Origin of the sequence: Mycobacterium sp. NBC_00419, assembly GCF_036023875.1 — a bacterium.
Classification (GTDB): Bacteria; Actinomycetota; Actinomycetes; order Mycobacteriales; family Mycobacteriaceae; genus Mycobacterium.
Genome location: NZ_CP107931.1, coordinates 1,556,744 through 1,582,247, shown reverse-complemented (window position 1 = coordinate 1,582,247; position 25,504 = coordinate 1,556,744). Strand labels below are relative to the sequence as shown.

The 25,504-nt window shown below is 68.5% G+C and carries 29 protein-coding genes; 13 read left to right on the top strand and 16 right to left on the bottom strand.

Going from position 1 to position 25,504, the window contains the following annotated elements:
* The first annotated feature begins 72 nt into the window (after positions 1–72).
* From OG976_RS07205 to OG976_RS07195, 3 genes are all read left to right on the top strand, one after another.
* Entirely contained in the window at positions 73–603 is a 531-nt protein-coding gene (locus OG976_RS07205) for a gamma carbonic anhydrase family protein (RefSeq protein WP_328359838.1), read from the top strand.
* A 69-nt stretch (positions 604–672) separates the two neighbouring features.
* On the top strand, positions 673–1,806 hold the full coding sequence (locus OG976_RS07200) for an NAD(P)H-binding protein (RefSeq protein WP_328359835.1): 1,134 nt from the start codon (positions 673–675) through the stop codon (positions 1,804–1,806).
* A complete protein-coding gene (locus OG976_RS07195; RefSeq protein WP_328359832.1) occupies positions 1,803–2,498 on the top strand; it encodes a CPBP family intramembrane glutamic endopeptidase in 696 nt (231 codons plus the stop codon). The genes OG976_RS07200 and OG976_RS07195 overlap by 4 nt, the downstream gene beginning before the upstream one ends.
* On the opposite strand, the gene tet(V) is transcribed toward OG976_RS07195, so the two are convergent.
* Together tet(V) and OG976_RS07185 are read right to left on the bottom strand one after the other, a co-directional pair.
* On the bottom strand, positions 2,495–3,784 hold the full coding sequence (gene tet(V), locus OG976_RS07190) for a tetracycline efflux MFS transporter Tet(V) (protein ID WP_328359829.1): 1,290 nt from the start codon (positions 3,782–3,784) through the stop codon (positions 2,495–2,497). The genes OG976_RS07195 and tet(V) overlap by 4 nt on opposite strands.
* 132 nt (positions 3,785–3,916) lie before the next feature.
* Positions 3,917–4,729: an enoyl-CoA hydratase gene (locus OG976_RS07185; protein WP_328359826.1), complete on the bottom strand. Its 813-nt coding sequence runs from the start codon at positions 4,727–4,729 to the stop codon at positions 3,917–3,919.
* 102 nt (positions 4,730–4,831) lie between these two features.
* Between OG976_RS07185 and OG976_RS07180 the strand changes: the two genes are divergently transcribed.
* The 3 genes from OG976_RS07180 to OG976_RS07170 are packed head-to-tail and all read left to right on the top strand — an operon-like array spanning position 4,832 to position 7,739.
* Complete coding sequence (locus OG976_RS07180) at positions 4,832–5,926, top strand: CaiB/BaiF CoA transferase family protein (RefSeq protein WP_328359823.1); 1,095 nt, start codon at positions 4,832–4,834, stop codon at positions 5,924–5,926.
* A gap of 43 nt (positions 5,927–5,969) precedes the next feature.
* Positions 5,970–6,722, top strand: coding sequence for a 3-hydroxyacyl-CoA dehydrogenase (locus OG976_RS07175; protein ID WP_328359821.1), 753 nt, complete (start codon positions 5,970–5,972; stop codon positions 6,720–6,722).
* Between the two features lie 15 nt (positions 6,723–6,737).
* Positions 6,738–7,739, top strand: coding sequence for an NAD(P)H-dependent flavin oxidoreductase (locus OG976_RS07170; protein WP_328359819.1), 1,002 nt, complete (start codon positions 6,738–6,740; stop codon positions 7,737–7,739).
* A gap of 99 nt (positions 7,740–7,838) precedes the next feature.
* On the opposite strand, the gene OG976_RS07165 is transcribed toward OG976_RS07170, so the two are convergent.
* Positions 7,839–7,970, bottom strand: a complete 132-nt coding sequence (locus OG976_RS07165; protein ID WP_156432744.1) for a hypothetical protein — start codon at positions 7,968–7,970, stop codon at positions 7,839–7,841.
* Between the two features lie 182 nt (positions 7,971–8,152).
* Between OG976_RS07165 and OG976_RS07160 the strand changes: the two genes are divergently transcribed.
* Positions 8,153–10,411 carry an MMPL family transporter gene (locus OG976_RS07160; protein WP_328359813.1) on the top strand — a complete coding sequence of 753 codons (2,259 nt, stop codon included), beginning with the start codon at positions 8,153–8,155 and terminating at the stop codon, positions 10,409–10,411.
* Between the two features lie 34 nt (positions 10,412–10,445).
* Positions 10,446–11,078, top strand: a complete 633-nt coding sequence (locus OG976_RS07155) for a class I SAM-dependent methyltransferase (protein WP_328359811.1) — start codon at positions 10,446–10,448, stop codon at positions 11,076–11,078.
* Here the strand turns inward: OG976_RS07155 and OG976_RS07150 are convergent.
* Positions 11,067–11,783: an NAD-dependent deacylase gene (locus OG976_RS07150; protein ID WP_328359808.1), complete on the bottom strand. Its 717-nt coding sequence runs from the start codon at positions 11,781–11,783 to the stop codon at positions 11,067–11,069. The genes OG976_RS07155 and OG976_RS07150 overlap by 12 nt on opposite strands.
* A gap of 36 nt (positions 11,784–11,819) precedes the next feature.
* Between OG976_RS07150 and OG976_RS07145 the strand changes: the two genes are divergently transcribed.
* Entirely contained in the window at positions 11,820–12,185 is a 366-nt protein-coding gene (locus OG976_RS07145) for a GntR family transcriptional regulator (protein WP_328359805.1), read from the top strand.
* A 4-nt stretch (positions 12,186–12,189) separates the two neighbouring features.
* Here the strand turns inward: OG976_RS07145 and OG976_RS07140 are convergent, their stop codons facing one another.
* Together OG976_RS07140 and OG976_RS07135 are read right to left on the bottom strand one after the other, a co-directional pair.
* Positions 12,190–13,005 carry a class I SAM-dependent methyltransferase gene (locus tag OG976_RS07140; RefSeq protein ID WP_328359803.1) on the bottom strand — a complete coding sequence of 272 codons (816 nt, stop codon included), beginning with the start codon at positions 13,003–13,005 and terminating at the stop codon, positions 12,190–12,192.
* 24 nt (positions 13,006–13,029) lie between these two features.
* The gene (locus tag OG976_RS07135; RefSeq protein ID WP_328359800.1) at positions 13,030–13,551 is read right to left on the bottom strand and encodes a DUF1697 domain-containing protein; all 522 of its coding nucleotides are present in this window, start codon (positions 13,549–13,551) and stop codon (positions 13,030–13,032) included.
* A gap of 30 nt (positions 13,552–13,581) precedes the next feature.
* Between OG976_RS07135 and OG976_RS07130 the strand changes: the two genes are divergently transcribed.
* Both OG976_RS07130 and OG976_RS07125 read left to right on the top strand, forming a co-directional pair.
* The gene (locus tag OG976_RS07130; protein ID WP_328359797.1) at positions 13,582–14,025 is read left to right on the top strand and encodes a PPOX class F420-dependent oxidoreductase; all 444 of its coding nucleotides are present in this window, start codon (positions 13,582–13,584) and stop codon (positions 14,023–14,025) included.
* A gap of 17 nt (positions 14,026–14,042) precedes the next feature.
* The gene (locus OG976_RS07125; protein ID WP_328359794.1) at positions 14,043–14,219 is read left to right on the top strand and encodes a DUF5302 domain-containing protein; all 177 of its coding nucleotides are present in this window, start codon (positions 14,043–14,045) and stop codon (positions 14,217–14,219) included.
* Here the strand turns inward: OG976_RS07125 and OG976_RS07120 are convergent.
* The 8 genes from OG976_RS07120 to OG976_RS07085 all read right to left on the bottom strand — a co-directional run bounded on the left by OG976_RS07120 (position 14,216) and on the right by OG976_RS07085 (position 22,022).
* A complete protein-coding gene (locus tag OG976_RS07120) occupies positions 14,216–15,430 on the bottom strand; it encodes an MFS transporter (protein ID WP_328359791.1) in 1,215 nt (404 codons plus the stop codon). The genes OG976_RS07125 and OG976_RS07120 overlap by 4 nt on opposite strands.
* A 102-nt stretch (positions 15,431–15,532) precedes the next feature.
* On the bottom strand, positions 15,533–17,170 hold the full coding sequence (locus tag OG976_RS07115; protein ID WP_442930441.1) for a solute symporter family protein: 1,638 nt from the start codon (positions 17,168–17,170) through the stop codon (positions 15,533–15,535).
* Positions 17,167–17,517, bottom strand: a complete 351-nt coding sequence (locus tag OG976_RS07110) for a DUF485 domain-containing protein (protein WP_328359788.1) — start codon at positions 17,515–17,517, stop codon at positions 17,167–17,169. The genes OG976_RS07115 and OG976_RS07110 overlap by 4 nt, the downstream gene beginning before the upstream one ends.
* Before the next feature lie 126 nt (positions 17,518–17,643).
* Positions 17,644–19,368, bottom strand: coding sequence for a sodium/solute symporter (locus OG976_RS07105; protein WP_328359785.1), 1,725 nt, complete (start codon positions 19,366–19,368; stop codon positions 17,644–17,646).
* Positions 19,365–19,748, bottom strand: coding sequence for a hypothetical protein (locus OG976_RS07100; protein ID WP_328359783.1), 384 nt, complete (start codon positions 19,746–19,748; stop codon positions 19,365–19,367). The genes OG976_RS07105 and OG976_RS07100 overlap by 4 nt, the downstream gene beginning before the upstream one ends.
* The gene (locus OG976_RS07095) at positions 19,741–20,517 is read right to left on the bottom strand and encodes a LytR/AlgR family response regulator transcription factor (RefSeq protein ID WP_328359781.1); all 777 of its coding nucleotides are present in this window, start codon (positions 20,515–20,517) and stop codon (positions 19,741–19,743) included. The genes OG976_RS07100 and OG976_RS07095 overlap by 8 nt, the downstream gene beginning before the upstream one ends.
* A gap of 17 nt (positions 20,518–20,534) precedes the next feature.
* Entirely contained in the window at positions 20,535–21,713 is a 1,179-nt protein-coding gene (locus OG976_RS07090; protein WP_328359780.1) for a sensor histidine kinase, read from the bottom strand.
* A gap of 12 nt (positions 21,714–21,725) precedes the next feature.
* Positions 21,726–22,022: a DUF732 domain-containing protein gene (locus OG976_RS07085; RefSeq protein ID WP_328359779.1), complete on the bottom strand. Its 297-nt coding sequence runs from the start codon at positions 22,020–22,022 to the stop codon at positions 21,726–21,728.
* Between the two features lie 129 nt (positions 22,023–22,151).
* Here OG976_RS07085 and OG976_RS07080 point away from each other — a divergent pair, with 129 nt between their 5' ends.
* On the top strand, positions 22,152–22,727 hold the full coding sequence (locus tag OG976_RS07080; protein ID WP_328359777.1) for an HhH-GPD-type base excision DNA repair protein: 576 nt from the start codon (positions 22,152–22,154) through the stop codon (positions 22,725–22,727).
* Positions 22,728–22,747: 20 nt separating this feature from the next.
* Complete coding sequence (locus OG976_RS07075) at positions 22,748–22,894, top strand: DUF1059 domain-containing protein (protein ID WP_328359774.1); 147 nt, start codon at positions 22,748–22,750, stop codon at positions 22,892–22,894.
* An 82-nt stretch (positions 22,895–22,976) separates the two neighbouring features.
* Here OG976_RS07075 and OG976_RS07070 read toward each other — a convergent pair whose 3' ends face one another.
* Together OG976_RS07070 and OG976_RS07065 are read right to left on the bottom strand one after the other, a co-directional pair.
* Complete coding sequence (locus OG976_RS07070; RefSeq protein WP_328359771.1) at positions 22,977–24,380, bottom strand: wax ester/triacylglycerol synthase family O-acyltransferase; 1,404 nt, start codon at positions 24,378–24,380, stop codon at positions 22,977–22,979.
* A gap of 56 nt (positions 24,381–24,436) precedes the next feature.
* Positions 24,437–25,501, bottom strand: a complete 1,065-nt coding sequence (locus tag OG976_RS07065) for an Rv1157c family protein (protein WP_328359768.1) — start codon at positions 25,499–25,501, stop codon at positions 24,437–24,439.
* Positions 25,502–25,504: the final 3 nt, after the last annotated feature.

The following is a 25,504-nucleotide window of genomic DNA, read 5'->3' as shown; positions in this document are numbered from 1 at the left end:
CGCATCGTACTGGCCTTCGGGTTGCCCTCCCAAAAGGGCCTGTTCAGGGAGTCGCCATATGGTCCGCCTACGATGTCGCCCATGGCCGAGCCCCTGATCATCTCGCTGCACGGACGCACCCCCGAACTGCACCCGGAAGCCTGGGTCGCCCCCAACGCCAGCCTCATCGGCTGGGTCCGGCTGGGCGCGCGTTCCAGTGTCTGGTACTCCGCGACGCTGCGGGCCGAGGCCGAACCGATCGATGTCGGCGCCGGAACCAACATCCAGGACGGCGCGACCCTGCACGTCGACCCGGAATACCCGCTGAGCCTGGGCAGCGGCGTCACCGTCGGGCACAACGCCGTGCTGCACGGCTGCACTGTCGAGGACGGCTGCCTGATCGGCATGGGTGCGATCGTGCTCAACGGCGCGGTGATCGGCGCCGGATCGATCGTGGCCGCCGGCGCCCTGGTCCCGCAGGGCGTGGTCGTCCCGCCGCGTTCGCTGATCGCCGGCGTTCCGGGCAAGGTCCGCCGCGAACTCAGCGATGCCGAACTGGCCGGCAACCGGATCAACGCCGCGGTCTACGAGGACCTGATGCTGCTGCACCGCAGCGCGACGTAGAGGTCGATCTCACACCGACGTCAGGTTTGCGTCACCTCATTAGTGCCGATATTTCGTACCGTGGAAGCAATGCGCATCCTGGTCACCGGCGCCACCGGATATGTGGGCTCTCGGCTGGTGGCTGCACTCCTGCGGGACGGCCACGAGGTGGTGGCCGCTACCCGCGATCCGGCGAAGCTCGGCCGATTCGGCTGGTGTGACCGCGTCGACGCGGTACTGCTCGACGCCGACGACCCGGGGACCGTCGAGGCGGCCTTCGCCGTGGCCGGGCCGATCGACGTCGTCTACTACCTCGTGCACGGCATCGGGATCGAGGGCTACCGGGACCGCGACAACGCGGGCGCGGCCACCGTCGCAGCCGCCGCCGCGGCGGCCGGGGTGCGGCGCATCGTCTATCTCGGCGGGTTCGTCCCCGACGGGGACGTGTTGTCCGAGCACCTGGCCGGGCGGGCCGAAGTCGCCGCGGCGCTGTCCGTGGACGGCGGCCCGGAACTGGTGTGGCTGGGGGCGGCCGTCATCCTCGGCGCGGGGTCGACGTCGTTCGAGATGGTGCGTTATGTCGGCGACCGGTTCTGGCTGATCCCGTTGCCGCCGTGGGCCGATAACGACATCGACCCGATCTCGATCCGCGACGTCCTCTATTACCTGCTGCTGGCGGCCGATCCGGCCAGCGTGCCGGCCGGGGCCTACGACATCGTCGGGCCGACGACCACCACGTACCGCGGACTGCTGGAAAGCTATGTCGATGCCACAGGAGCGGTGCGCGGCGGGCTGCCGGTCGGTGACGTCCTCCCGCACGCACTGGTCGGCCGGGTGGCCGGCGCGGCGGTACCGGTGCCGAGCGGACTGGCCGCTGATCTCATCGCATCGCTGGACCATTCCATGACGGCCTCCGGCACCGTGTTGGGTGACTACGTGCCGGATCCGCCGGGGGGTCTGACCGAGATCGACGCCGCCGTCGCCGCCGCGGTAGCCAGTCCGCCGCCGCGACCGGTGGACGAACTGGCCGACCCCCACCACCTCGCCGACAGCGACCCGGTCTGGGCCGGCGGTGACACCCTGCGACTGCAACGCCTCGCTGCCGCGGTGACGCCGTCGGTGGCGCACTCCGCGCTGGGATTGTTGGCGGCGGTGCCCGGCCCGCTCGCCGGGGTGCTGCGTAGCGGGCTGGACTTCGTATTGGCTAAGGTGCCGACACGATGACCGTGCTGTCGCAGATCCGCGCCGTGGCCGCCAATATCGCTGTGCCGCGTCAGGAATGGCCCTCGGTGGTGCGCCGCCGGCGGATCCTGGTCTGCGTCGTGCTGGTGCTCGGCGCGGTCCTGCTCGGATACTCCCTGAGCCGGCGGCCCGGCGACGAGAACTTCTACTGGCTGACGCTGGTGCTGGCCGCGGTGTGGACGGCGGGCGCGGTGCTCTCCGGGCCGTTGCACCTCGGCTGTATCCGCTGGCAGGGGCGCAACCAGCGACCCGTCATCACCGGAGTCGCCGTCGGGCTCGCGCTGGGTGTGGTGTTCCTGCTCGGCGGTCTGGTGGTTCGCGAGATCCCGCTCATCGCCGAACGCATCACCCGCGTCCTGGAGTACACCAACCACGGCAATCTCACGCTGATCGTCGTCATCACGCTGGTCAACGGCTTCGCCGAGGAACTGTTCTTCCGCGGTGCGCTCTACAGCGCGCTCGGCGCGTTCCACCCGGTGCTGATCTCCACGCTGCTCTACTCCGTGGCGACCTCGGCGAGCGGTAACCCCATGCTGGGGTTCGCCGCGATCATCCTCGGCACGGTGTGCGCGTGGGAACGCCGAGCCACCGGGGGAGTGCTGGCACCCGTGCTCACCCACGTGGTGTGGGGGCTGATCATGGTGCTGGCACTGCCGCCGCTGTTCGGCCTCTAACGCAGCGGATTGGCGATCTCGTCGCGGGGCATCCGCGCCGCGACGAGGGCGACCGCGGCCAGCAGCACCGGCAGGATGCCCGCCGCGGCGAAGATGTACTCCACCGGCACCACCTTCGACAGCGGGCCGGCGACGGCCATCGACACCGGCATGAAGGCCAGCGAGACGAAGAAGTCCAGGCTCGAGACCCGGCCCAGCATCTCCGGCGGCACCCGGCGCTGCAGCAGGGTGCCCCAGATGACCATGCCCACGCCGTCGGCCACGCCCACGGTGAACAACGCGATCACCATCACCGGCAGCGAGGACGTCGTGCCCACCACCGCCAGCGGCAGCGACCCCGCACCCCACATCGTCATCATCACCGTCAGGTAGCGCCGCGGCAGCAGCCGGGAGGACACCACCAGCGCACCCAGTGCACTACCCAGGCCGAAGGCCGCCAACATGAAGCCGTAGACCTGCTCGCCGTGGGCAAAGCGTTCGCGGGCGACGAACGGCAGCAGCACGTCGATCGGGCCCAGCGCCAGGAACACCCAGGTGCTGGCGAACATCAGCGTCCAGCGCAGCCAGGGTGTGCGCAGCACGAACCGTAGACCGTCGCGCAAATCGGCCAGCGGGTGCGGCTTTTCGCGCTCGACCTCCAACACGATGTGCTCGCCCCGATTGGGCCGCATGGACACCAGCAGGGTCAGGCCGACGGCGAACAGCACGGCCACCGTGACCGTGCCGAGCGACGGGAAGGTCGCTCCGACGATGATGCCCGCCACCGCCGGGCCGATCGCCTGCTGCAGTGTCGGCCGGATCGCGCCCTCGAGGCCGTTGGCGGCCAAAAGGTGCTCGGCGGGCAGGATGCGCGGCAGGTAGGCACTGTAGGCGGGAAAGAAGAACGCTGCGCCGATACCGAGCACCGCCGCGGCAACGGCCATGTGCCACAAGCGCAATGAGCCGGTCATGCCCAGGGCGGCGATCGCACCGGTCGCCGTCACATTGGCGGTTTCGACCGCGATGATGACGGCGCGCTGGTTGACCCGGTCGGCCACGATGCCACCGACGAGGACGAAGGCGAGCATGCCCACCGCCATGCAGGCGGCCACCAGCGACAACGCCGCGGGGTCGTTGGCCAGGGCGATGACCTGCAGGGCCATCACGACGGTCCACATGCCTTCGGCAAACAGTGAGATAGACATCGCCGTGATGAGCAGACGGAATTCGCGGTAGCCGAAGGGCGCGAGCACACGCCAGCCGCCGGTGGTGCGCACCGGCGGGTCTACCTCACACGGCGTGCCCATGGAGTAGATGGTCCACGACCGAAGGGGTCGAGTCCAGCGAATATCGGTCGAGTGGCCACCTACGGCACGCTTTTCGCCTCAACCCGTACACAAGTGGCCACTGGGCCCGGGGGAGTGGGGCGCGCGGCGGGCCTACTCGTCGGTGAAGCTAGGCTCCCGATTTTCCTGGAACGCCAGGGTGCCCTCGCGGAAATCGTGGGACGCCAACAGGATTCGCTGCCCGTCCACCTCGCGTTCGATCGCGGCCTCGAGCTCGGTCAGTGTCGCGTCGTTGACGGCCTGCTTGGTCTTGCGCAGCGCCACCGCGGGCCGCGACGCCAGGGTGTCGATCACCGTGGTCACCGCCGCCTCCAGTTCATCTGCCGGATGCACCGCGCTCACCAGGCCGAACTCGAAGGCCTCGGTGGCCGAAATGCGTTCAGCCAGAAGTGCCATCCGCATCGCGCGGATGCGCCCGATCGCGGCGGCCACCAACGCTGATGCGCCACCGTCGGGCATCAGCCCGATCTTGGTGAACGCCAGCAGGAAAAACGCCTTCTCTGAAGCCAATACGATGTCGGAGGCCAGCGCCAAGGACACCCCGACACCAGCGGCCGGCCCGTGCACCACCGCCACCACCGGCTTGGGCAGGCTCGAGATGGCGCGTACCGCGCGGTTGGCCTGGGTCAGCACCTCGTCGGTGTCCGGTGAGCGGTTGGACTGGTCCTCGGCGCCGATGCCCGCTCCTGAGCAGAACCCGCGACCGGCTCCGCCGAGGCGCACCACCTTGACGCGGGGGTCCCCGGCGGCGCGCTCCAGGCTCTCGGCGAGGGTCTGCAGCATCGGCGCGTTGAGGGCGTTGAGGCTGTCCGGCCGATTGAGTGTCAGTGTGAGAACGCCGTTTTCGAGAGATGCCGTCAATTCGGCGTGACCGGAGTAGGTGTGGGGAGCGTCGACCGTGGTCATGGGCGGCAGCCTAACGTCGCAGGATCGGATGGCCCGACCGGTGGATCGGGCTGGTCATAGAAGTACGCTATCTCGGCGATCAACCAACTGGAAGGTAGGGCAATGGCAGGACCACTTCAGGGTTTGCGAGTCGTCGAGTTGGCGGGCATCGGTCCGGGTCCGCACGCCGCGATGATCCTCGGGGACCTTGGCGCCGACGTGGTCCGCATCGAACGGCCGGGCAAGGGGCCGGGTATCCCGACCACGGCCAGCAATGACTACCTGTTGCGCAACCGCCGTTCGGTGGCCGCCAACCTCAAGGGCGACGAGGACCGCGAGCTGGTTCTGCGGCTGATCGCCAAGGCCGACGTCCTCATCGAGGGCTACCGGCCGGGTGTCACCGAACGCCTCGGGCTGGGCCCGGAGGATTGCGCCAAGGTCAACGACCGCCTGATCTACGCCCGCATGACCGGCTGGGGCCAGACCGGCCCGCGCAGCCAGCAGGCCGGCCACGACATCAACTACATCTCGCTCAACGGTGTGCTGCACGCCGTCGGCCGGGTCAACGAGCGCCCGGTTCCGCCGTTGAACCTCGTCGGCGACTTCGGTGGCGGGTCGATGTTCCTGCTCGTCGGGATCCTGGCCGCACTCTGGGAGCGCGAGCGCTCCGGCAAGGGCCAGGTGGTCGACGCCGCGATGGTCGACGGCTCGAGCGTGCTGGCCACCATGATGTGGGCCTTCCGCCACATGGGGATGTGGGGCGACACCCGCGGCACCAACATGCTCGACACCGGCGCCCCCTACTACGACACCTACGAGTGCGCCGACGGCCGCCACGTCGCGGTGGGCTCGATCGAGCCGCAGTTCTACGCCGAACTGATCGGCAAGCTCGGCCTGGACTCGGCGGATCTGCCCGACCAGAACGACATCACCCGCTGGCCCGAGTTGCGTGCCATCCTCACCGCGAAGTTCGCCGAGCATGACCGCGACCACTGGGCTGAGGTGTTCGCCGGCAGCGACGCTTGCGTCACCCCGGTGCTGTCGTTCGGCGAAGTCGAGACCGAGGCGCACAACACTGAGCGCGACACCTTCTACAGCGAGAACGGCTCGCTGTTCCCCGCCCCCGCCCCGCGGTTCTCCCGCACGTCGCCCGACAAGCCCCGCGAGCCCGGTGTACCGGGAGCCGACACCGAGGCCGTTCTCCGCGACTGGGTATAGTCCCAACCAACCAGTAGGTCGACATTCTGAAAGGAACACATCTGTGCTGATCAAGGACTCGGTAGCTGTCGTGACCGGCGGCGCCTCAGGCTTGGGCCTGGCCACCACCAAGAGGCTGCTCGACGCCGGCGCGTCGGTGGTCGTCATCGACCTCAAGGGCGAAGAGGTCGTGGCCGGACTCGGTGACCGCGCGAAGTTCGTCGCGGCCAACGTCACCGACGAAGCGGCCGTGACCGAGGCGCTCGACATCGCCGAGTCGCTGGGCCCGGTGCGGATCAACGTCAACTGTGCCGGCATCGGCAACGCCATCAAGACCCTGGGCAAGGACGGGCCGTTCCCGCTGGACGGTTTCCGCAAGGTCGTCGAGGTCAACCTCATCGGCACCTTTAACGTGCTGCGCCTGGCTGCCGAGCGCATCGCCAAGACCGAGCCGATCGGCGAAGAGCGCGGCGTCATCATCAACACGGCCTCGGTCGCGGCGTTCGACGGCCAGATCGGGCAGGCCGCCTACTCCGCGTCCAAGGGCGGCGTGGTCGGCATGACCCTGCCCATCGCCCGCGACCTGTCGCGCAGCCTGATCCGCGTGGTCACGATCGCCCCCGGCCTGTTCAAGACGCCGTTGCTGGGCTCGCTGCCCGAAGAGGCACAGAAGTCACTCGGCCAGCAGGTGCCGCACCCGGCGCGCCTGGGCGATCCCGACGAGTACGGCGCGCTGGCCGTGCACATCGTCGAGAACGCAATGCTCAACGGCGAGGTCATCCGCCTCGACGGCGCCATCCGCATGGCCCCGCGGTAGAGCGAGGACATCGCGATGGCGCTCACGACGAAGTTCACCGAGGTCTTCGGTGTCGAGCATCCGATTGCTCAGGGCGGTATGCAGTGGGTCGGCCGTGCCGAACTCGTTGCGGCGGTGGCTAATGCGGGTGGGCTGGGGTTCATCACGGCGTTGACGCAGCCGACCCCGGCCGATCTGGCGCGCGAGATCGACAAGACCCGCGATCTCACCGACAAGCCGTTCGGGGTCAACCTGACGATCCTGCCGTCGATCAACCCGCCGCCCTATGACGAGTACCGCCAGGTGATCGTCAACTCCGGTGTCAAGATCGTCGAGACCGCCGGCTCCAACCCGGCGCCGCACCTGCCAATGTTCCACGACAACGGCATCAAGGTGCTGCACAAGTGCACCTCGGTGCGCCACGGCGTCAAGGCCCAGAGCCTGGGTGTCGACGGCATCAGCATCGACGGCTTCGAATGCGCCGGGCATCCCGGTGAGGACGATGTGCCGGGTCTGGTGCTGATCCCGGCGGCGGCCAAAGAGATCGAGATCCCGATGATCGCCTCCGGCGGTTTCGGGGATGCCCGCGGTCTGGTGGCAGCGCTCGCGCTGGGGGCTGATGGCATCAACATGGGCACCCGGTTTATGTGCACGGTGGAGTCCTGCATTCATGAGAACGTCAAGCAGGCGATTGTCGACGGCGATGAGCGTGGCACCGAGCTGATCTTCCGCAGCCTGCACAACACCGCCCGGGTGGCCTCCAACGTGGTCTCCCGTGAGGTCGTCGAGATCCTCAAGGGTGGCGGGCAGTTCGAGGACGTCAAGGATCTGGTGGCCGGTGTGCGCGGCCGGAAGGTCTTCGACGAGGGTGACCTCGACGCCGGGATCTGGACCGTCGGCACCGTGATGGGCCTGATCCACGACATCCCGACCTGCGAGGAACTCATCAGCCGCATCGTCTCCGAGGCTGAGGACCTCATCACCGGCCGGCTGGCCGGAATGGTTACCCCCGGCCAGAACGCAAAATTGCCCGCCTGAATCATCAGGCGGGCACGCCGCGCGAGTAGCGCGGGAACGCGTGAACCCCGAAGGGCGCCACACCGTCAACTGCGGTGCTGGCGCCTTTCGGCGTTCAGGTCAGCTGGCTGTTGCCAGCGGGGGACGATCCTCGAACTGCTCCGAGGTGTCGCCCTCTACAAGAACATCACCGTGATACAGCGCGTCGAAGTCGACCTTGATGACATCTGCACTGGTGTCGTCGATCCACATGACACTGAGCGTATGGGTCACCATTAAGGAATCATTGAGTCACGATTCGGAAAACCCTGGCAATTCTTACTCCAGAGTCAGGTCGGCTCTTACTCGGGAGTCAGGTCGGCTGACGTCATAAGTCATCGTTGCGTCATCGAATACGGTCATTTTGGCTGGTGAACAGCAGTAAAGATGGGACTGTGCTGCAAAAACTGGCGCACCTCGCTCTCCGCGCGCCCCGGCGGGTCATCGCTGTGGCGGCCGTCGTCATGGTCGCCACCGCGATCTTCGGCGTTCCGGTTGCGATGAGCCTGTCCGCCGGCGGCTTCGGAGACCCCACCTCGGAGTCCAGCCAGGCATCGCGGCTGCTCAGCGACAAATTCGGGCAGAGCGAGCAGCAGTTGCTGTTGACCGTCACCGCCCCCGACGGCGCCACCGGAGCGTCCGCCCGCGCGGTGGCCACCGGCATCGTCGACCAGCTCTCGGCCTCGCCCTACGTGCTGCGCATCAGTTCCGCGTGGACCTCGCCGCCGGCGGCGGCCGGTGAGCTGCTCAGCCGCGACGGCAAGACCGGCCTGATCGTCGCCGTGCTGGACGGCGGGGAGAACAACGCCCAGAAGTACGCCACCGCCCTGGTCAAGCAGATCGGCAACGGTAAGGACGGCGTGACGGTGCGGGCCGGCGGCACCGCGATGATCTACTCCCAGATCACCAAGCAGACCGAGCGCGACCTGTTGATGATGGAGTCGATCGCGGTTCCGCTGAGCTTCCTCGTGCTGATCTGGGTGTTCGGCGGCCTGGTGGCCGCGGCCCTGCCGATTGCCGTCGGGCTGATGGCGATCTTCGGCGCGATGTCGGTGCTGCGGCTCATCACGTTCGTCACCGACGTGTCGATCTTCGGGCTGAACCTGGCCACCGCGCTGGGTCTTGCGCTGGCGATCGACTACACGCTGCTGATCCTGAGCCGCTACCGCGACGAGCTCGCCGGCGGCGCCGACCGGGACAGCGCCCTGCTGCGCACCATGGCCACCGCCGGTCGCACCGTGCTGTTCTCGGCCGTCACTGTCGCGTTGTCGATGTCGGTGCTGATCCTGTTCCCGATGTACTTCCTGAAGTCCTTCGCCTACGCCGGCGTGGCCACCGTCGCCTTCGCCGCCGCCGCGGCGGTGATCGTCACTCCCGCCGCCATCGTGCTGCTCGGTGACCGGCTCGACGCTCTGGACATCCGCCGGCTGCTGCGCCGGATCTTCAAGCGGCCCGAGCCCGTCGACAAGCCGCTGGAACTCCACTTCTGGTACCGCTCAACGAAATTCGTGATGCGTCGCGCGATCCCGATCGGCACCGCCATCGTCGCGCTGCTGGTTCTGCTCGGCGTCCCGTTCCTGCACATCCAGTTCGGCAATCCCGATGACCGGGTGCTGCCCAAGAGCGCGTCCACCCATCAGGTCGGCGATCAGCTGCGCAACGACTTCGCCAGTGATTTCTCCACCGCGGTGTCCATGGTGATCCCCGACGCCGACGGCATCGCCCCGGTGGAGATGGAACGCTACGCCGCCGACCTGTCACGGGTACCGGATGTGGCGCTGGTATCGGCGCCGACCGCGACGTTCGTCAACGGCAACAAGGTGGGCCCGGCCTCGGCGCCCTCAGGTATCGCCGAGGGCAGCGCGTATCTCACCGTGCGCAGCACCACCCCGTTGTTCTCCGATGCCTCCAAGATCCAGCTCGACCGGCTGCACGCCGTGCCGGAGCCGGCCGGACGCGACGTGCTGATCACCGGCGGCGCACAGGTCAACCGCGACAACGTCAACGCCATCATCTCGCGGGTGCCGCTGGTGCTCGGGCTGATCGCGGTCATCACGTTCGCGTTGCTGTTCCTGCTCACCGGCAGCGTGGTGTTGCCGCTGAAAGCCTTGGTGCTCAACGTGTTATCGCTGTCGGCGGCCTTCGGTGCGCTGGTGTGGATCTTCCAGGAGGGCCATCTCGGCGCCTTCGGCACCACCCCCACCGGGACCATGGAAGCCAACATGCCGGTGCTGTTGTTCTGCATCGCCTTCGGCATCTCGATGGACTACGAGGTGTTCCTGGTGGCCCGGATCCGGGAGTACTGGCTGTCCTCCAATCGGACCCGGGAGGACAACGACGAGAGCGTCGCGCTCGGGCTGGCCCGCACTGGGCGGGTGGTCACCGCCGCCGCGCTCATCATGGCCATCGCCTTCGCCGCGCTGATCGCCGCCCAGGTGTCGTTCATGCGGGTATTCGGGGTGGGGCTGACCCTGGCCGTCCTGGTCGACGCCACCCTGGTGCGGATGGCGCTGTTGCCGGCGTTCATGCACGTGATGGGTCGGTGGAACTGGTGGGCGCCCAAACCGCTGGTCCGACTGCACGAGCGCTTCGGCTTCAGCGAGGCCCCACCGGAGCCGGTGCCCGCCGCCGTCGGGGTCCGCGGCGGCGGATAGCGTTGAGGAACAGCCGGCGAAAGGACCCTCGACGATGACGGCACAGACTTTCGACCACCCCTTCTTCGCAAGGTTCTGGACGGTGATGTCAGCCCACGAGTCGGGCGTGATGAAGAAGATGCGCACCCAGAACCTGGCCGGCCTGAGCGGGCGGGTGCTCGAGATCGGCGCGGGCACCGGAACCAACTTCGAGTTCTACCCCGCCACCGTCACCGAGGTCGTCGCCCTGGAGCCCGAAACCCGGCTGGCCCCGCACGCCAGGGCGGCCGCCGCTTCCGCGCAGGTTCCGATCACCGTGATCGAAACGACGGTCGAGACCATGCCCGCCACCGAGCCGTTCGACGCGGTGGTCTGCTCGCTGGTGCTGTGTTCGGTGGACAACCCGGATGCCGTTCTGCGCCAATTGAAGTCGGTACTCAAGCCGGGTGGTGAACTGCGCTACTTCGAGCACATCGCCCAGCCGGGCTGGCGTGGCGGGCTGCAGCGGGTGGCCGACGCGACGATCTGGCCGCGGATGGCAGGTAACTGCCACACCCACCGGGAGACCGAACGGGCGATCGCCGGCGCGGGCTTCGCCATCCAGACCGCCCGGCATGAGGCGACGTTCCCGGCGTGGGTGCCGCTGCCGGTGCAGGAAGTCGCGCTGGGCCGGGCGTTAGCTCCCTAGGAGTTCGGGCAACCTTTGCAGCAGGGTGGGCAGCGCCGTGCTGGCCGACTCGCGGATCGTGAGCGTCGCGTTGTCCGACAGCGGTGTGGGTTCGGGATTGACCTCGATGACGATCGCGCCGCGAGCCAGCGCCACCTCGGGCAGACCCGCCGCGGGGTAGACGATGCCCGAGGTGCCGACCACCACCAGGACGTCTGCGGTGGCCACCGCCTCGACCGAGGCCTGCCAGGGCGCATCGGGCAACTGCTCGCCGAACCACACGATGCCGGGCCGGATCAGCCCGCCGCACTCACACGTCGGCGGCATCTTCTCCAGCTTCGGCTCCGGCATATCGGGCAGCGGGCCGTGGTAGCGCGAACCGCAGGTGTCGCACCAGAACTCGGACAGGCTGCCGTGCAGGTGGTGCACCGGCTTGCTACCGGCCCGTTCGTGCAGATCGTCGACGTTCTGGGTGACGACGGTGACGTCGGCGTAGTCCTGCCAGGCGGCGACGGCGCGGTGGCCGTTGTTGGGTTGCACGGCGGCGACGAGGTGGTGGCGCCACAGATACCAGGCCCACACCCGTTCGGGGTGGCTTTGCCAGCCCTCGGTGCTGGAGAGTTCGTAGGGGTCGTACTTGGCCCACAAACCGTTCTTGTCGTCCCGGAACGTCGGTACACCGCTTTCGGCAGAGATCCCCGCCCCGCTGAGCACCGCGATACGCACATCACCAAAATAGCCGGTCTCAGCAATACTGAGCGGGTGTCGGAGTTGGGGGAGTGGCTGCGCCTGGATTCACAGGCCACCCAGCCGCTATTTGATCAGTTGAGGACCCAGATCATCGACGGTGTCCGCACCGGCCGGTTGCCACCGGGCACCCGGTTGCCCACGGTGCGCGAGTTGGCCGGGCAGCTGGAACTGGCCGTCAACACCGTCGCCCGTGCCTACCGGGAACTGGAGACGGCGGGAATCGTCGAAACCCGAGGACGGTTCGGGACGTTCGTGGCACGGGCCGATCCGGCTGATGCGGCCATGGCGGCCGCGGCCAACGCCTACGCCGAGACGGCCCGGGCGCTGGGTCTGGGCAAGCCCGAGGCGCTGCGCTACCTCGACACCGCCTTCGGGTGAGTCGTCAGCCGAATTCCAGCACGGTGTAGGCGCCGCGCAGATTCCTGGCCGGGTGAAAACCCCAGATCGCCGGGAACACCTTCTCGAAGAAGAAGCCGCGGCCCGCGGGCATCGGAATGTCGCGTGCGGCCTTGACGCCGGGCACCGTGTTGACCAGATCGGCCAGCTGGTCCACCGACAGGCTGAACGGCATCGGCGGCACCCGGTAGTGCTTGGATGAGCGCATCCCCTTGGGGGCGAGCTTTTTGACCATCACCGGCGGCAGGTCGAAGAACATCTGGCCGCCGGGAAAACGCTTGGCGCACTGGGTGATCAGCTCCATCGCCTCGTGCGGCTGCAGGTACATCAGCAGCCCTTCGGCGGTGATGAACACACCGTTGCTGCTGTCCACCTGATCCATCCAGCTGTAGTCCAGAGCGGACTGCGCCAGGTTGGTGATCCGCGGGTCCGGCGGCAGCAGGCGCTCGCGGATCTCGAGCACCGGCGCGAAGTCCACCGACACCCAGGTGAACTCGGAGTCGGGCAGGGCCTCGGTCAGCCGCCAGAAGCTGGTCTGGAAGCCCTCGGCCAGCGCGACGACGGTGGCTTTCGGGTGGGCGCGCAGGTAGTCGATGGCGCAGCTGTCCACCGCCAGCGATCGCAGTGCCATTTCCTGGCCTTTGCGCCCGAATTTGGCGTAGTCGAAGGCGATGGAGTCGCGCAGTTCGATGGCCATCGGGTCGTGCAGGATCGCCCCGGGCAGGCCGGCCTGGTGGGCGCGGCCGTTGAGGGTCAGCAGTGCGGTCTCGGAGACGCCGGTGAGTTCGACAGGTTGGTTCATCACTGAAAACACTACCGGCGCGGCTCAGCGCAGGACTTTGGCCAGCGTGCGCAGGTTGCGGGTGGTGGTCGAGGACTTGTAGCGCTTCTTGCCCATCGTCTTGCCGATGGTGGAGTCCAGGGTCGCCGCCTTGGGCACCTGCCAGTACAGCACCCCGTCGCCGCGGGCGATCTTCTCCTGCGGACCGGCATCGTCGGCCTGCGCGGCGAGTTCGTCGAGCACCGCCGGGTCGCTGACGAAGGTGACATAGGAGTGCTGCCCCTCGACCTCGGGCTCGAACGGGTAGGCCTGGGCGATGGCGCGCACGGTGTCGAGGTCGTACACCAGCACCCAGGCCTCGTAGCCGAACGCTTCGCGCAGCGCCGATTCGGCTGTGGTTCGGACCGCGGCCGCCGAGCCGGGCGCGTCGAGTACGACGTTGCCGCTGGCGAGGATGGTGCGCACGCCGCCGAATCCGGCCTCGGTCAATGCGGCTGCCACGTCGGCCATCTTCAGGGTGACGCCGCCGACGTTGACCCCGCGCAGGAAAGCCGCGTAGCGAGTCATAACCCGAGGTTACCGACGTAGTGTCGAGGGATGTCCCGTGACGTGTTCGACGACAAGCTGCTGGCGCTCATCGCGGGTAACTCGCTGGGCGTGCTGGCCACCATCAAGCGCGACGGGCGGCCCCAGTTGTCCAACGTGACCTATCACTTCGACGCGCGTGACCTCACGGTCGAGGTCTCGATCACCGAGCCGCGGGCCAAGACCCGCAACCTGCGTCGTGACCCGCGAGCATCGCTGCTGGTGGCCGCCGACGACGGCTGGTCGTATGCCGTCGCTGAGGGTGACGCCGTGCTCAGCGCGCCGGCGGCCGCGCCGGACGACGACACCGTCGAGGGGTTGATCGCGCTGTACCGCAGTGTCGCCGGCGAACACCCGGACTGGGACGACTACCGCCGGGCGATGGTCACCGACCGGCGGGTGCTGCTGCGGCTGCCGATCACCCACCTGTACGGGATGCCGCCGGGCATACGCTGAACCGCTACGCTGCGAGGATGGCCGAGTCAGAGTCCGAACCGCAGGACGACACCAAGCGCAAGTTCCGCGAGGCACTGGAACGTAAGAAGGCGAAGTCGGCCGGCAGTGCCGGCCACCAGGACGGCGCCAGCAAGCAGCCGCGCGCCCACGGACCGGTGGAGAACCGTCGCGAGTTCCGCCGCAAGAGCGGTTAGCCGCTGCGGTCTGCAGAAAGCGTTGCCGCCGAGGGATTTCCGGAGCGTGATTCCTGGCGCAGGATCGCGGCCAGGCAGCCCAGCGCCAGCACGCCGACAGCGATAGCGAACGCGATGCCGCTGTGGCGCAAGCCGAGTGCCTGGGCGGCGAAGCCTTCGCTGATCACCGGCACCGAGATCGCGATGTAGGCGACCACGAAGTAGGTGGAACTGACTTCGGCGCGCCGGTCGGCGGGGGTGCGTTCGGCGACGGCGGCCAGTCCGCGGCTGAAGCTGATGCCCTGCCCGACTCCGGACACCACGGCCGCCGCGACCAGGCCGGCCAGCGAAGAGAACACCAGGGCGACAACCAGAATCGCCATGCCGGCAGCCAGGATGGCGCAGCCGAGTGCCACCGCCCGCTGCGGGGCGACCCGGGCCGCCGCGATCTGAGCGACGGCCGAGGCCCCGAAGATCGAGCCGGCGATGACGCCGGCCAGGGCGTGGTTGTCGATACCGACGATATGGGCCAGAAACGACGGTGCCACCGAGGTGAACAGCCCGGTGACCGAGAATCCGGCGAACGCGGCCAGCGCGGCGGGGACGAACACCGAGCGCACCTCGGGCGGCACCGAAAGGCGTTGGAAACCAATGGTTCCGGTCCGGCTCGAGGTTTCGGGAACCAGCAGGACCGCCACCGTCGCCAACACGGCGAGCACGATGTGCACGACGAAGGTCAGCTGCAGCGGCGCCGGGGCGTATTGCGCCAGCACCCCGGCCAGCACCGGCCCGGCACCCAGGCCGCCGATATTGGCGACGGTGGCCACCGCCGGGGCCCGGTCCCGCCAAGCCGGCGGGGCCGCCTCGATGACGGCGGCGGTGGCGGTGCCGGTGAACAACCCAGCCGACAGTCCGGAGAGCACCCGTCCCACCAGCAGTGCCGGAACCGAATCCGCGGCCAGGAACACCGCGGCGCTGGCCAGGGCGCACGCCGTGCCCGCCAGCAGTATCGGGCGCCGTCCCACCGCGTCCGACCACCGACCGAACACCAGCAGCGCCACCAGCACGCCACCGGCATAACTGGCGTAGATGACTGTCGTCGTCAGCACTTCAAAGTGCATGCGCTGCGAATACAGCGCGTACAGCGGTGTGGGCAGGGTGGTGCCGGCCATGATCGCGGCGAATGCGTAGGCCAGTAGTGTGAACGAGAGCACTCGCCGGGTGGGGGTCATGGGATCCGGCGGGGCAGGAGCGGAGCGACCGGGGGACATGACCCAGTCAACGTCGTCGACACGCCTTCACCATTCCCGCACCCGGCGAGATTCTCACCTCATTTAGTGATGTGTGGCCCGCTCGGCGCCGACACCGGTCAGGGAGCGCACCTCCATCTCGGCGTTGAGTTCCGGATCGCCGGTGTCCGAGGACGTCAGCGTTCCGATGATGCCGAGGATGAAGGCCAGCGGGATCGAGACGATGCCGGGGTTGGCCAACGGGAACCAGTCGAAGTTGGCACCGGGGATCATCGAGGTCTTGGTCCCCGACACCGCGGGGGAGAAGACGATGAGCACGATGCAACTGATCAGGCCGCCGTACATGCTCCACAGCGCGCCGCGGGTGTTGAACCGCTTCCAGTACAGCGAGTAGACGATCGTCGGCAGATTGGCCGAGGCCGCCACCGCGAACGCCAGTGCCACCAGGAACGCGACGTTCTGACCGTTGGCCAGAATGCCCAACCCGATTGCCGCGATACCGAGCACCACCGCGGTGATCCGGGAGACCCGCACCTGCTCCTCCTCGGTCACCTTGTGGTTCTTGAGCACGCTGGCGTAGACGTCGTGGGCGAACGACGCCGACGCGGTGATCGTCAGACCGGCCACCACCGCGAGGATCGTCGCGAAGGCCACCGCCGAAATGACGCCGAGCAGGATCACCCCGCCGAGTTCGAAGGCCAGCAGCGGCGCCGCGGAGTTCTGCCCACCGGGTGCCTTCAGGATCTTGTCGGGCCCGACCAGTGCCGCGGCACCGTAGCCCAGCACCAGGGTGAACAGGTAGAAGGCGCCGATCAGCGCGATCGCCCACACCACCGAACGGCGTGCTTCCTTGGCGGTGGGCACCGTGTAGAAGCGCATCAGCACGTGCGGCAGACCCGCGGTGCCCAGCACCAGAGCCAGGCCCAGCGACAGCAGGTTGATCTTCGAGATGGTCGACGTCCCGTACTGCGCCCCCGGGGCCAGCACGTCGCGGCCGGAGACTCCCTTGGCGGTGGCCTGGTGCACCATGTTCTGCGCCGAGCCCAGGATCTCGGAGAAGTTCAGCCCGAACTTGGCCAGCACCATGATCGTCATGACCGCGGCCCCGGCGATCAGCAGTACCGCCTTGATGATCTGCACCCAGGTGGTGCCCTTCATGCCGCCGACGAGGACGTAGACGATCATCAGCACGCCGACGACGGCGATGACGAACGACTGCGCGGTGCGGCCCTGGATGTCGAGCAGCAGCGCCACCAGACCACCGGCGCCGGCCATCTGCGCCAGCAGGTAGAACAGCGACACCGTCATCGTCGAGGTGGCCGCGGCCAGCCGGACAGGTCGCTGCTTGAGCCGGAAGCTCAGCACATCGGCCATCGTGAATTTGCCTGTGTTGCGCAGCAATTCGGCCACCAGCAGCAGAGCCACCAGCCAGGCGACCAGGAAGCCGATCGAGTACAGGAAGCCGTCGTAGCCATAGACCGCGATCGCGCCCGCGATGCCCAGGAAGCTGGCCGCCGACAGGTAGTCACCGGCGATCGCGATGCCGTTCTGCGGGCCGGTGAACGCATGGCCCGCGGTGAAGAACTCGGTGGCATTGGTATTGGAGCGGCTGGCCCGGATCACGATGAACAACGTGATGATCACGAAGCCCACGAAGATGCTGATGTTGACGACCGGGTTGCCGATCTTGGTGCTCTCGGCCAGAAGGGTCACGTGATTCACTGCTGGCTCCAATGCATTTCGTCGCGGATCTTCTCGGCGCGTGGGTCGAGCTCACGGCTGGCGAACCGCACGTAGAGCCCGGTGATGAGGAATGTCGTCAGGAACTGGCCCAGCCCGAGCAGCAGGCCGACGTTGACGTTGCCCCAGACCCTGATCGCCATGAAGTCGTGGGCGAAGGCCCCCAGCAGGACGTAGCTGGCGTACCAGATGAGAAAGAAGGCGGTCGTGGGAAACACGAAGCGGCGCAAAGTGCTGCGCAGCTCCTGAAACTCCGGGCTGGCCTGCACGGCCAGGTATTGCGCACCGCTGGGTTGGGTTTCCCCCGGCGGAATATCGGTTGAGGGCACCGCACGCTCCTGTGGTTGTGATCTCGATGGTGTCCCCAGGCTATTGAGAGGTGGATCACAGTCCTAGCCCCTTGGAGGTGAACTGTCGGAGCTTGCGCTCAACGGTTGCCCGGGTACGACGAGCGGTCAGACGTGCGGTAGCCGCTCCACGCCCATGCCGAGGCGTTCGGGCACGTGCATGCGGGCGAAAATCCGCGCCACGTCCGGTGGGACGCCCTCGCGGGTCACCCGGCTGACGATCACCATCGTCGCGAACGCCAACGGCACCGTGACCGCGGCCGGATACCCGATCAGGGTGGCCGGCCAGCCGTGCAGGGCGTCGTCGTCGACCCAGCCCGTGACCGCCAGCAGTGCGGCGAAACCCGACGACAGCGCCCCGAGGATCAGGCCCGCCGCCGCACCCGCGGCGGTCAGCCCACGCCACCAGATGCCCAGCACCAGCAGCGGGCACAGCGTGGAGGCGGCCACGGCGAACACCAGCCCGACCCCGCGGGACAGCTCCAGTGAGGATGCGATGAGCGACAACGGAATCGGGATCAACCCGGCGATCAGGGCCACCAGCCGGAAGTCGCGGACCCGGCCACCCAACACGTCGGTGGACAGCGCGCCGGCGATGCTGACCAGCAGGCCCGAGGAGGTCGCCAGGAATGCGGCGATGGCGCCCGCGGCGACCAGCGCGCCGATCAGCTCGCCGGGCAGGCCGGCGATCGCGGCCGACGGCAGCAGCAGCACCGCCGCGTCGGACTTGCCGGTGATCAGCAGCTGCGGGACGTAGAGCCGGGCGAAAACTCCGAGCAGGGTGGGGAAGAGGTAGAACAGCGACAGCAACCCGATCACCGCCAGGGCGGTACGCCGCGCCGCCCGGCCGTCGGGGTTGGTGTAGAAGCGCACCAGCACATGCGGCAGCCCCATGGCGCCCAGGAAGGTGGCCACCATGATCGAGAACACCTGATAGAGCGGATGTTTGCCGCCCAGGCCGCCGCCGTTGCGAATCCACTGCTCACCGGTGGGGGGTGCCCCGGCGACCACCGGCGTCTGGGCACCGGCGGCCAGGCTCAGGGTGGTCCCCGCCCGCAGGGTGTACTGGCCCGGTCCGGGCAGCGGTCCGTTGAGGTCCGGGCCGCGTGCGGTGACGCCGGCCGGGTCGGCGACGGTGACGACGACGTCGGTGTCGACGGCGACGGTGGTCAGCCGGTCGACGGTCGGCGGCAGTGGGCCGCCCAGCTGCGGGTGCTCATTGCCGAAGTGGACAACCAGCACCAGTGCCGGCACCGCGATGGCAGTGAGTTTGAGCCAGAACTGAAACGCCTGCACGAACGTGATCGAACGCATTCCGCCGCCGACCACGTTGACGATCACGATCGCACCGACCAGCAGCGGGCCGATCCAGACCGGCACGCCCAGAAGGGTTTTCAGCGTCAGCCCGGCGCCCTGGTATTGCGGAACCAGGTAGAGGATGCACACCGTGACCACCACCAGCATGGCGACCCGGCGCAGCCGCACCGACCCGAGCCGGAACTCGGCGAAGTCCGGAACCGTGTAGGCGCCCGAGCGGCGCAGCGGTGCGGCGACGAACAGCAGCAGGCCCAGATAGCCCGCGGTGAAGCCGACCGGGTACCACAGTGCGTCGGCCCCGTACTTGGCGATCAGCCCGGCGACACCGAGAAACGATGCTGCCGAAAGGTATTCACCCGATATCGCCGCGGCATTCCACTGTGGTCCGACGGTGCGCGAGGCCACCAGGAAGTCCGAGGTTGTCCGGGCCAGCCGCACCCCGTAGGCGCCGACGGCCACCGTTGCCACCGCGGAGGCCAGCAGCCCGCCTGCGGTCAGGGCGGTCGCGGTGTTCACCGGGGTGGCTCGTCATCGTCGACCACGCCGATGAAGTCGCGTTCGGCCTGCTCGGCCAGCCGGATGAACAACCGGCCCACCCCGTACATCGTCGGGTACACCAGCACGGCCAGGATGAGCCAGTTCAGCCGCATCCCGAACACCGTGACGGCAGCGAGTTCCGGGAAGGCGGCATTGAGCAACGGCAGTGCGGCCATCCCGCCGGCGACCAGCGCGGCCAGTCGCAGCGCCAGCCCGAGCTGGGCGCGCATCAGGCCGCGCACCAGCGCGTCGCCGACCTCGGTCTGCTCTTGCACCTCGACCCGGGTGTGCACCACCCTGGTGCCGCGTCGGTGTGCCAGTACCACCCGCTCGCGTTGCGGGCGGCCGGATCTAGTCATCGCCGCCGCCGGGCCGGAAGGTCCGCATCGGGTCGCGGATCAGCCTGTCACGCAGTTCGCGAGCTTGCCGGCGGCTGACCGGCAGCTCGACCGGGGGTGAGGATCCGTTGGCCCGCAACCGCACCAACGTCGAGGCACCCGAGGTGCGCAGGCCCGTGACCATGCTCAGCGCCACCAGATACGAGCGGTGCACGCGCTGGAAGCCCCGGCTGCGCCAACGGTCTTCCAAGGTGGTCAACGGGATTCGGACCAGATGCGATCCCGACGCGGCGTGCAGCCGGGCGTAGTCGCCCTCGGCCTCGACCCAGCCGATGGAGTCGGCGCGCACCAGCTGGGTGACCCCGCCGAGTTCGACCGGCACGGTGTCGCCGATCGATTCGTCCTGCTGCACTGCGGGTTCGGTGCTGCGCGCCGCGACGACCCGGCGAACAGCCTCGTCGAGGCGCTCCTTGCGGATCGGCTTGAGTAGGTAGTCCAGAGCCCCGACCTCGAACGCGGCCACGGCCTTGTCGTCGTGTGCGGTGACGAACACGACCGACGGCGGGTGCGCGAAGTTGCCCAGCACGCTGGCCAGTTCGAGCCCGGACAGCCCGGGCATGTTGATGTCGAGGAAGATCGCGTCGATGGTGCGCTCGTTGAGGATGCGCAGCGCGGAGGTGGCGTCGCCGACGCCGACCACCTCTGTGACGTCGGGGTGTTCGCCCAGCAGATACGCCAGTTCGTCGCGGGCGGGGGCTTCGTCGTCGACCGCGAGCACCGAAAGCGCCATCCCATCTCCCTCGGCTTCTAGGCCCGTACGCCCGCCCGGAACTTGGGCACCCGCATGATGACTTTGGTACCCGCCCCCGGGGCTGTCTCGACCACCAGACCGTAGTCGTTGCCGAACGCCGCGCGCAGGCGATGATCGACATTCGTCAAGCCGACGTGGGCGGCCTGCTCGCCGTCGGCCAGGACGTCGCCGTGCCCGGAGCGCAGGATCTGCGGATCCATCCCGATGCCGTCGTCCTCGACGGTGATCACGCAGTCGGATCCTTCATTGCGCGCGACGATTTCGACCGAGCCGCCGGTGCGGCCCGCCAGGCCGTGCCGCACGGCGTTCTCGACCAGCGGCTGCAGCGCCAGGAACGGCACCACCACGGTGAGCACCTCGGGGGCGATCTGCAGGGTGACCGAGAGGTTGGTGCCGAAGCGGGCGCGCTCGAGGGTCAGATAGCGGTCGATGTTGCGCAGCTCGTCGGCCAGCACGGTGTAGGGCCCGGCCGAGCGGAACGAGTAGCGGGTGAAGTCGGCGAACTCCAGGATCAGGTCGCGGGCACGGTCGGGGTCGGTGCGGACGAACGAGGCGATGGTATTCAGCGCGTTGTAGATGAAGTGCGGACTGATCTGGGCCCGCAGCGCGAGGACTTCGGCGCGGTCCAGGCGGGCGCGCGATGCCGCGAGTTCGGCGAGCTCGAGCTGGCTGGCGGCGTAGCGGGCGACCTCGCCGATGGCGCCGAGCATGCCGGGGGCGGGTTCTCCCGCGTTGACCGCGACGAGCACCCCGATGACGATGCCGTCGTCGTCGAGCAGCGGCTGGGCCACCACCGCGGGGGTCTGGTCGCGGGCCAGCACCCGGCGCTGGCCGGCAATGGCTTCACGCGCGGTCTGGTGGCACACGGCGATGGTCGGAGGTGCCCACAGGTCGCCGCCCGGGTCGGCGGCCAGCAGGGCGCCCTCGCCGTCGTAGAGCGCCACCCCGTCGGCGCCGGTCAGGGTGCGCAGGTGTGGCGCAGCCCCCTGGGCGGAGTCGGCGTCCAAGCCTTTGCGCAGGGAGCGGGCGGCCAGGGAGGCGGTGTGCAGGGTGGCGTGCACGGCGCGCTCGGCGGGGGTGCTGACCCGCTGGCGGGTCAGCACGGCCAGCACGCCGATGATCAGCGCGACAGCGGCCAGCGAAACCGCCAGCGCGATCGTCACCGCTCCCGACATCTCGCCTCCTGCTTATTGCACGGGGCAGGCGTACTTTCGGGCCACGTCGAATACCCGGTCCTGTGCACCGGGGCCGATGACGCCTTGAGCGGCCAGTTCCAAGCCGATGTAGCCCGGTATGCCGCCGATGCAGGCCTGATGTTCGACGCGCCAGGCGGTGTCCGGATTCAGGTTGTAGCCATTGCGTTGCAGGCCCTGCATGTAAAGGTCGAACTCCGGCGTGCCCTGATCCGGTATCGCCTGCGCCGTGCCGGCCAAGGCAATAGCGGTGACGACCGCCGCGACAACAGGCGCGATGACCCGTCTCATATCCGTCTCCTCGAGGCCTTTCCACCGGGAATGGTCCTCACAATCGCACATCCGGCCGACACGTATCGCCGGGTCGGCTCAAGTCCCGCTCCCCGGAGCCTGCATCGTCATGCGACTTACACTGTCGCCATGGCGCAGTTGCAACTGACACAGGATCCCGCGGCAGACAGCCTGCTGTCCGAGGATCCGTTCGCCCTGCTCCTGGGGATGATGCTTGATCAGCAGATTCCGATGGAAGTCGCCTTCGCGGGCCCGCGCAAGCTGCTCGAGCGTCTCGGCGGCATCGACCCCCGCCTGATCGCCGACTACGACCCGGAGAACTTCGCCGCAGAGTTTGCTAAAACTCCTGCGGTGCATCGTTTTCCGGGCTCGATGGCCAAGCGTGTGCAGGATCTGGCCCGGGAGATCGTCGACCGCTACGACGGGGACACCGCCCGGCTGTGGCTCGACGGTGACCCCGACGGCGCCGAGGTGCTGCGCCGCCTGAAGGCACTGCCCGGGTTCGGTGAGCAGAAGGCCAAGATCTTCCTGGCGCTGCTGGGCAAGCAGTACGGGGTGACCCCGCGCGGGTGGCGGGCCGCCGCCGGTGACTACGGCAAGGCCGGCACCCACATGTCGATCGCTGATGTGGTCGATAAGGGGTCGCTGGATCAGGTCAGGGCGTACAAGAAGAAGATGAAGGCCGAAGCGAAGGCGAAGGCCTGAGCTCACGAGCAGGAGGCACCATGAAGACCCATCTGAACTGTCCGTGTGGCGAGGCCATCCGCGGCAAGGACGAGGACGAACTCGTCGAGCTCACCAAGGAGCATCTCGCATCGGCGCACCCGGGCATGGATTACGGGCGCGACGAGATCCTCTTCATGGCCTACTAGGCCACACCGAGATTGAGGCCACGCAGAGGCTCTCTCGTACTTCCTCTGCGTGGTGTCAATCTGGGCGAACCGGGTGGGCCTATTAGGCCACACCGACGGCGGCCTCCAGGTCCGCCAGCGCCTTCTCGGTCAGCGGAACCAGGTCGTCGATGTCGGCGATCACGTCGCGGTCTGCCACGTAGCCGACCCCGATGCGGTCGGCGTACGAGCACACCGTCACATTGAGCGCCATCCCGTCGTAGATCACCGACACGGGATAGATCTCGTCGACGTGCGAGCCGTTGAAGTACCGCTGCCCCTGCGGGCCGGGCACATTGGAGATCGGCAGGTTGTAGCTCGGCCGGATCCACGACGTGAACGGCACCTGGGGCGCCAACACGGTCGGGCCGATCGCGGGCATCAGCACCAGGAGCATCGCCCCGGGTCCCTGGGCCGCCACCTGATGTTTGACGTTGCCCATCGCGTAGTGCACGAGGGTGAGCCGCTGCCCGGCATCGGAGATGTTCGTGCCCAGCGGACACAGCCCGAGCCCGAACTGGTTGCCGTGCTCGTCGTCGTCGGCCGCGTCGGGATCACGCACCGTCACCGGGCAGATCGCCACCAGTGACTGGTGCGGCAGTTCGTCCTGCTCGGCCAACCAATCCCGCACCACACCCGAGATCAACGCAGTGACGACGTCGTTGCCGGTCACCCCCGCGGCCTGCTGGACAGCCCGAATCCTGTTGCGGTCCAGGCTGGTTGCGGCCACCGCACGCTGTGTTCCGAGCTTGCTGTTGAACCGGGTGTGCGGGGCGCCAAACGGCGGTGCCACGGCCGGGGTGGTGAGGCTGCCGAGAATGTTGGCGAGCTCGCCGGCCACCACGTGCCGGGTCAAGTTCAGCCCGGAGGCTGCGACACCGGCTGCGGCCTTGACCGCTGAGAGCGGGTTGGGCAGCCGCCTGGCTGGTGTGCGCTTCTCGGGCGCGGCGGTGCCGGCATAGAACGGCGGCATGTCGCGCTGCTGTGGGTCAGCCGTCAGGGAGTCGCCGATCATCTTCAGGCCAGCCACCCCGTCGACGACGATGTGGTGCACCTTGATGTAGAAGGCGAAGCGCCCGTCGTCGAGGCCGTCGATCAGATACGACATCCACATCGGTGCCGAGCGGTCCAGCGGCAGTGCGTGAAGCTGAGATACCAGCTCCCACAACGCCTCCGGGCCCGCCCCGTGCGGCAGCGTGCGCCGCTGCATGTGGTGGCGAAGGTCGATGTCGTCGGCCTCGCGCCACACCCACACCCCGGCGGTGTCGATACCCCGGTAGGGCCTGCGGCGCAGCCGCGGGTCGATCGGTGCGGTCGAGCTGAGGCTGTCCTCGTAGAGCGCCTCGACATAGCGGCGGCTGTCGACGCCTGGAGGCGGGGACAGGATCATCACCACGGCGACGTGCATCGGGCTCGACAGCAACTCGCCGGTGAGCATCAGGGCGTCGATCGGGTCGAGCGTCTCCATTGGCGGGCCGATCCTGGGTTGGGCGTACTGCCAACCCTAGCGCGGTGTTTCGCCGATCACGGCACGACGGTGGAACCGATCGTCGGCATGAAGGTGCACTGCTTGTCGACAGTGGTCACCTGGCCGAAGACCGTCGACATGATGCTGCCCGAGCCGGTGTCGGCGATGGCGGTCAGCGTGGTCGGTCCGGCGGAGTTGATGTCCGGATTGGGCTTGAGCGTGGCGCTGCCCGACTTGCCGGTGGTCAGGTTGACCCACGTGACGTTCAGCGGCAGCTTCTGCTCGGCGGCCGGAGCCGGTGTGCCCACCGCGGTGAACACGTACGCCGTCTGGCCGGGTCCCGGGCCGGGGGTCGGAATCTTGGCCGGACCGGCGACCGAAATCGCGGTCGCGATCACGTTGCCGCCGTCCTTCAGGCACCCGTTGGAGATCGACGGGTACATGAAGTCCTGCGTCGGCGGGGCGGCCGGGTCGTAGTTGGGTGCGGCAGCGGCAGGTGCGGGCGCCGGTGCAGCGGCAGGAGCCGGTGCCGCAATCGAGTTCGCGGCCGGAACGGCGGCCGGGGCTGCCGGGGCCACGGTGGTGACCGGGGTCGGTACCTCGGGCAGCGCGTCGGGAGCCGGTCCGACGGCGTGCATCGGATCGATGCCCTCCGGCAGGTGAGCCTCTCCGCCGTAGGCGGCGCCGGGTGCGGGCAGGTGTTCAGGCAGGGGGACGGGGCCGTTGCCGGTGCCGGGCGTCATCAACGGCGCGGTGCCGTGTGCGACGCCGGTCAACGCCTGGGCGGCGGGGGTTGCCCCCACAGGCATCGCGGCCGACGGGCCCGCGGCCCCGCCCTCCTGCACGAACTTGGTGACCTGCTGAGCCAGCGCCGCCGAACCGGCCGGCGTGGTGGCATTGCCGGCCAGCTGGGAGGCGGCGGCCAGCAGCAGCGACTGCGCCGATGAGGGATTGCCGGCGGCCTGCTGGATGACCGGGCTCAGGCTCTGCACGGCGTCGAGTCCGGGCAGCTGGCCGGGATCCAGCGGAATGGTCGGGTCGGCGGTCGCGACCGGAGCCAGACTCAAGGCCGCGACGAGCGCGGCGGCGGTCAGGCCGGCGGACAGCTTGGCAATCAGCACGGT